The organism is Nocardia sp. NPDC002869, from assembly GCF_046764065.1.
Classification (GTDB): domain Bacteria; phylum Actinomycetota; class Actinomycetes; order Mycobacteriales; family Mycobacteriaceae; genus Nocardia; species Nocardia rhamnosiphila.
Genome location: NZ_JBKOOL010000252.1, coordinates 1 through 5,517, shown reverse-complemented (window position 1 = coordinate 5,517; position 5,517 = coordinate 1). Strand labels below are relative to the sequence as shown.

General features: G+C 64.3%; 6 protein-coding genes and 4 tRNA genes. 1 reads left to right on the top strand and 9 read right to left on the bottom strand.

All coding sequences use genetic code 11. The annotated features are described in order from the left end of the window. Window positions 1-16: 16 nt before the first annotated feature. The 8 genes from nusG to ACLML9_RS27475 all read right to left on the bottom strand — a co-directional run bounded on the left by nusG (window position 17) and on the right by ACLML9_RS27475 (window position 3,771). Window positions 17-793: a transcription termination/antitermination protein NusG gene (gene nusG, locus ACLML9_RS27510; RefSeq protein ID WP_030525640.1), complete on the bottom strand. Its 777-nt coding sequence runs from the start codon at window positions 791-793 to the stop codon at window positions 17-19. Window positions 794-908: 115 nt separating this feature from the next. Continuing rightward, window positions 909-1,310, bottom strand: coding sequence for a preprotein translocase subunit SecE (secE, locus tag ACLML9_RS27505; protein WP_411948231.1), 402 nt, complete (start codon window positions 1,308-1,310; stop codon window positions 909-911). Between the two features lie 32 nt (window positions 1,311-1,342). Next, window positions 1,343-1,415: transfer RNA gene (locus tag ACLML9_RS27500), tRNA-Trp, on the bottom strand. Window positions 1,416-1,688: 273 nt separating this feature from the next. After that, window positions 1,689-2,741 (bottom strand): fused (3R)-hydroxyacyl-ACP dehydratase subunits HadA/HadB, encoded by a 1,053-nt coding sequence (locus ACLML9_RS27495; RefSeq protein WP_411948232.1) that lies wholly within the window; start codon window positions 2,739-2,741, stop codon window positions 1,689-1,691. A gap of 318 nt (window positions 2,742-3,059) precedes the next feature. Next, window positions 3,060-3,230 (bottom strand): 50S ribosomal protein L33, encoded by a 171-nt coding sequence (gene rpmG, locus ACLML9_RS27490; RefSeq protein ID WP_011211653.1) that lies wholly within the window; start codon window positions 3,228-3,230, stop codon window positions 3,060-3,062. Between the two features lie 44 nt (window positions 3,231-3,274). Further along, window positions 3,275-3,347 (bottom strand) — tRNA-Met (locus ACLML9_RS27485). A gap of 70 nt (window positions 3,348-3,417) precedes the next feature. Further along, window positions 3,418-3,490 (bottom strand) — tRNA-Thr (locus ACLML9_RS27480). Between the two features lie 195 nt (window positions 3,491-3,685). Beyond that, window positions 3,686-3,771, bottom strand: a tRNA-Tyr gene (locus ACLML9_RS27475). 197 nt (window positions 3,772-3,968) lie between these two features. Between ACLML9_RS27475 and ACLML9_RS27470 the strand changes: the two genes are divergently transcribed. Beyond that, the gene (locus ACLML9_RS27470) at window positions 3,969-4,460 is read left to right on the top strand and encodes a YajQ family cyclic di-GMP-binding protein (RefSeq protein ID WP_411948230.1); all 492 of its coding nucleotides are present in this window, start codon (window positions 3,969-3,971) and stop codon (window positions 4,458-4,460) included. A 27-nt stretch (window positions 4,461-4,487) separates the two neighbouring features. Here ACLML9_RS27470 and htpX read toward each other — a convergent pair whose 3' ends face one another. Further along, window positions 4,488-5,357, bottom strand: coding sequence for a zinc metalloprotease HtpX (gene htpX, locus ACLML9_RS27465; RefSeq protein ID WP_411948229.1), 870 nt, complete (start codon window positions 5,355-5,357; stop codon window positions 4,488-4,490). Between the last annotated feature and the right edge of the window lie 160 nt (window positions 5,358-5,517).

The following is a 5,517-nucleotide window of genomic DNA, read 5'->3' as shown; positions in this document are numbered from 1 at the left end:
AAAACACAGGCGCCGCCTAGATCTTGGCGACCTTGGTGAATTCCAGCTCGACCGGGGTCTCGCGTCCGAAGATGGAGACGAGCACCTTGAGCTTCTGCTGTTCGGCGTTGACCTCGGAGATGGTGGCGGGCAGGGTCGCGAACGGACCGTCCATCACCGTCACCGATTCGCCGACCTCGAAATCGACCTCGATGGTGGGCTTGGCCTTGGTCTCGCCGACGGTCTCGGCACCGCCCCCGGCGGCAGCCGGCGCGGGCGCCTTCTTCTGCTGCGAGGCCGGAACCAGGAATTTCACCACTTCGTTGATGGTCAGCGGCGAGGGGCGCGAGGTCGCGCCCACGAACCCGGTGACGCCCGGCGTATTGCGGACCGCACCCCAGGACTCGTCGTTCAGATCCATCCGGACCAGGATGTAGCCCGGCAGCACCTTGCGGTTGACGCTCTTGCGCTGGCCGTTCTTGATCTCGGTGACCTCTTCGGTGGGCACCTCCACCTGGAAGATGTAATCCTCCAGGTCCAGGTTCTGCACACGGGTCTCAAGATTGGTCTTCACCTTGTTCTCGTAACCGGCGTAGGAGTGGATGACATACCAGTCACCGGGAGCGCGCCGCAGAACGGCCTTCATCTGCTCGACAGGGTCCGGCTCCTCCGCGTCGGCGGTTGCGGGTGCGGCCTCGTCGGCAGCCTCGGGCTCGGCGTCGGACGCCGGCTCCTCGACGGATACGGCGGCCTCCTCGGCCGTCTGATCGTCGACCGGGAACTCGTCGGTGGTGTCGTTCTCCGGGGTGCTCACTGGGCACTCGCTTCCTGTGTCGTCACGTGCATCCTCTGCGTGCCGGGTTCGGGCGCGGCGGGGACTTGCGTCCGGCCCGCGGCGCGGATCGGTTCACGGCGCCGGTGTCACCTGGCTAACCGAACAACCAGTCGATACCCTTGATGAACGCCAGATCCAACCCGCTGATGAACGCGACCATGAAGATCACGAACACCAGAACAACGGTCGTATAGGTGACCATCTGCTTCCGGTTGGGCCAGATAACCTTCCGCAGTTCCGCGATCACCTCACGCAGGAACTTGAACAAACGCACGAACGGATTGCGTGACCGTTCGCGTTCACCGCGGCCGGACTTCGACTCGCCCTTGCGGGCGGGCCGATCCAAGGTCGCGAGCGAACCGGTATCGGACGCGGAGGACGAGACGGATCGGCTACGGCGAGCGGAACGCTTTCCGCTCGGCCGCTGCACGGCGGCGGTGTCATCGCCGTCGTCGGCGCCATATCCGCCGCGGCGAGTGTCCCGCTCGTCGGTCACGTCGATCCTCTCTTCGTCGCCGTTATCCAGGGCAGGGGCGACAGGACTTGAACCTGCAACCTGCGGTTTTGGAGACCGCTGCTCTGCCATTTGAGCTACGCCCCTTCGGCTGAACCGGACTGTCGTGGTCCAGCCACATGCGATATTCAGTTGTCGGCGCTGGTGTCACACAACACGCGCGCCGCCCCAGCAGGTGCCGGCCCCGTCGGCGAGGCCGGTACAACCGGTCGGTCCGAGCCTACTCAGCCGGTACGGCCACTGGTCGGAAACCCCGCCTGGAACCAGCCTTGCAGAGCAGCGCGCATCGGCTGGTGACCCCAGAAACCCGAGTGTACGGCACGGTCGGCGGCAGAAGCCAATCAGGGTCGCCCGACCAGGTCAGGACAACCGGACCGTTGCGGTGGCCCGGCCGAAAATCTTGCGGCCTCCGGATTTCGCCACGATGGCGATCACGGCGGTCCTCGTTTCCGGGTCCATGGACTTGACCTTGCCGGTGAACTCGACCTCGGCCGGTTCGGTGGCGCTCACGAACACCGGGCTGGTGAACCGGACGTTGTACTCCGCGACCGCGCCGGGATCACCCAGCCAGGACGTGACGAAACCGCCACCCAGGCCCATGGAGAGCATGCCGTGCGCGACGCAGGTGTCGAGATCCACCAGTTTGACGACCTCGTCGCTCCAGTGGATGGGGTTCGCGTCGCCGGAGACACCGGCGTAGTTCACCAGGTCACCGCGGGTCAGCTGGACGGTCCGGGCGGGCAGTTCGTCGCCGACGGACACCTCGTCGAACGGGCGGGCGAACCGGGTCGGCACCATCTCGCCGACGGCCGGCGCCGGAACGACGTGCCGGATGCGCGGCGTGTGATCGGGAACCGCGGCGTCCATCCCGTGCATGAGCACCTTGCGGACGGCCTCGTTGAGGTTCGGATCGATATCGCCGCCGCTGCGGCCGACCAGCGTCGTGTAGGTGGTGAGCACGAGCTCGTTGTGCTGGTCGGTGACGATGTTCTTGGTGACGATGATGTCGCCGCCGAACGCCTGCCGGAAGGAGTGCAGGTGCACATCGCAGATCAACTGGTCGCCGACCACGATCGGGCGGTGGAACTCCAGGATCTGGTCGGTCTGCATGATCTGGCTCAGGTCGTAGCCGGTGACGACCGTCTCGAACAGTTTGCGCTGTGCCAGGATCCCGACGAGGGAGATGAAGGTGAGCGGGGCGACCAGGCCGTCGTAGCCGAATTCCAGGGCGACATCTTCGTCCCAGTGCGCCGGGTGGCCATCCTGCACGGCGCGCGCGTATTCGCGCACCTTCTCTCGGCCGACCTCGTAATAGTCGTCGACACGATAGTGGTGACCGACCATGGCGGCCGCATGGGCGGCGGGATCGAGATCCGTATCCGTCACGACCGCTTCGTCTGTACCGGTGTTGATTGTCACGGGAGGACTGTACCTATCTGACCCCGCAGCACGGAGTCTGCACGGCGGCTGGGCGTCGGGCCCGTAGATAGAAGTCGGCGTGACCGAAAGGGCCGAGCAGCCGCCTGATCATCACCACGGCCGGTGATCGGCCGCGATGTCGGTGGTTCCAGGACCAGGACCCCGCCGTCGAGTAGGTACGAACCCCGCAGCGCCCCGGTCGCCGGACGGGATCCGGCGAGAACCTACCACCGTGGCGCCTTGAACATCCGACACGCCGAAACGTGAGCGGAACTCGGGACCCGCTGCTACCGCAGCGGCGTCAGGCGAGGATCAGCGAGATTCGCGATGCGCCCGGTGCGTGCCGCAGTTCGGGCAGAACTTCTTCAGCTCCAGCCGGTCCGGGTCGTTGCGCCGGTTCTTCTTGGTGATGTAGTTGCGATGCTTGCACTGCTCGCAGGCCAAGGTGATCTTTGGCCGGACATCGGTGGACTTCGCGGCCACGATATGCCTTCTTTCCGGTCAACCAGAGGGTCAATCAGTATGGGTAGCGATGGCCGGACTCGAACCGGCGACACAACGATTATGAGTCGTTTGCTCTACCGCCTGAGCTACACCGCCTTATACGCCATCTGCGACGGCGACGCCGCGGCTTGGAGTGCCGAGTCGGGACACCACCGGCAATCCGGCGAGCCCCCTAACGGAATCGAACCGTTGACCTTTTCCTTACCATGGAAACGCTCTGCCGACTGAGCTAAGGGGGCACGACCTCTCGGCAGCGGGAACCGACGAAGTCCTACCCGTTGCCTCGAAGACTTGAACGAGAGTACACACTGACCACCGAGAGCACCAAACCGGGTGGTCAGAGCCAATTTTTTGGCGGATGGACCGGCTTTCGCCGAGGCCCGGACGACCCCGGACGAAGAAAACCCCCGCCGGTGTTCATCGGCGGGGGTTCCTGGTGGCAGGTGTAGGATTCGAACCTACGTAGGCTTTCACCGGCAGATTTACAGTCTGCTCCCATTGGCCGCTCGGGCAACCTGCCTCGTACCGCACTCTCGATCTCGACGATCACTTTCCCAGTGCGCTGAGCAGGATACAACGAACCCGCACCCCGAATGCAAACCGGCTGGCCAGATGGCCGGAACTGCCCTCGATCGCCATAGCCGCACAGCGTCGCCGCATCGACCAGGTAGCTTGCGTAAGCACCCAGGGTGATCCAACAGTGAACAGGAGCGCAGTGTGGCCGATTCATCATTCGACATCGTCAGCAAGGTCGAGCGGCAGGAGGTCGACAACGCCCTGCACCAGGCGGAGAAGGAACTGAACACCCGCTACGACTTCCGGGGCACCGGCGCGGGAATCGAATGGTCCGGCGAGGACAAAGTGGTACTCACCGCGGATTCGGAGGAGCGGGTGAAGGCCGCGCTCGAGGTGTTCAAGGAAAAGCTCATCCGCCGCGATATCTCGCTCAAGGCCTTCGATGCCGGCGAACCGGTCGCTTCCGGCAAGACCTACAAGATCACCGGCACCCTGGTCCAGGGCATAGACTCCGAACACGCCAAGAAGATCTCCAAGAAAATCCGCGACGAAGGCCCCAAGGGCATCAAAGCGCAGATTCAGGGCGAAGAATTACGCGTCACCAGCAAGAAACGCGACGACCTGCAAGCCGTTATCGCGCTGCTCAAAGGCGAAGATTTCGGGATCGCCCTGCAGTTCGTGAACTACCGGTAGCCGGCTGCGAATCGCCGACCCGAACCCTCAGCGTCCGGCCATCTGCTCCAGTCGCGCGATCCGATCCGCCATCGGCGGATGCGTCGAGAACAACCGGGTCATCCGATCGCCGGCACGGAACGGATTGGCGATCATCAGATGCGACTGCGCGGTCAGCCGGGGTTCGGGCGGCAACGGCGCCGCCTGCACCCCGAGCTCCAATTTGCGCAATGCCGACGCCAGCGCCAGCGGATCACCGGTCAGCTCGGCACCCGACTCGTCGGCCTGGTACTCCCGCGACCGCGACACCGCCAGTTTGACCAATCCCGCGGCGATGGGTCCCAGCAGGGAAACCAGCAGTACACCGAAAATATTCGGCCCGGAACCACCCCGATTCCCGCCGAACGCAGCCGCGAAATACGCGAAATTCGCCAGCCCGGAAATCACCGCGGCCATGGCCCCCGCAACCGAAGAGATCAAGATATCCCGGTTGTAGACATGGGAAAGTTCGTGACCCAGCACGGCCCGTAATTCGCGCTCGTCCAGAATTTGCAGAATACCGCTGGTACAGCAGACCGCCGCATGCCGCGGATTACGCCCGGTGGCGAACGCGTTCGGAGCATTCGTGGGACTTATGTACAGCCGGGGCATGGGTTGCCGAGCGGTGGTCGCCAACTCACGGACGATCCCGTAGATGGCCGGCGCCTCGATCTCGCTCACCGGCTGCGCCCGCATGGCCTTCAGCGCGAGCTTATCGCTGTTGAAATACGCGTAACCGTTCATCGCCACGGCGAGAAGAACCGCGACGACCAGAATGGTCGTGTTCCGGAACGCTGCCCCCGCCAGAACTATCAGCGTGGAGAGCCCGACCATGAGCCCGAACGTTTTCATCCCATTCGCAAACCCGTGCCCGTGCATAGCACTCCTGTATACGTGGCGCGCGACCGGACGCGCGAATTTCGGCCAGAACCGCTACACGAGGACAACGAGCTCGGCCACCCCGAAGTTCCTGTGCTGTGTTTATTGGCGGCGCCTTCGGCGCCGCGGGGTCGAGGCCCCCTCGGTCCCGCCGTTCAGG

Bases quoted from the DNA above. Each gene is read 5' to 3' on its own strand.
- htpX (WP_411948229.1), bottom strand. From the start codon at position 5,357: ATGCACGGGCACGGGTTTGCGAATGGGATGAAAACGTTCGGGCTCATG.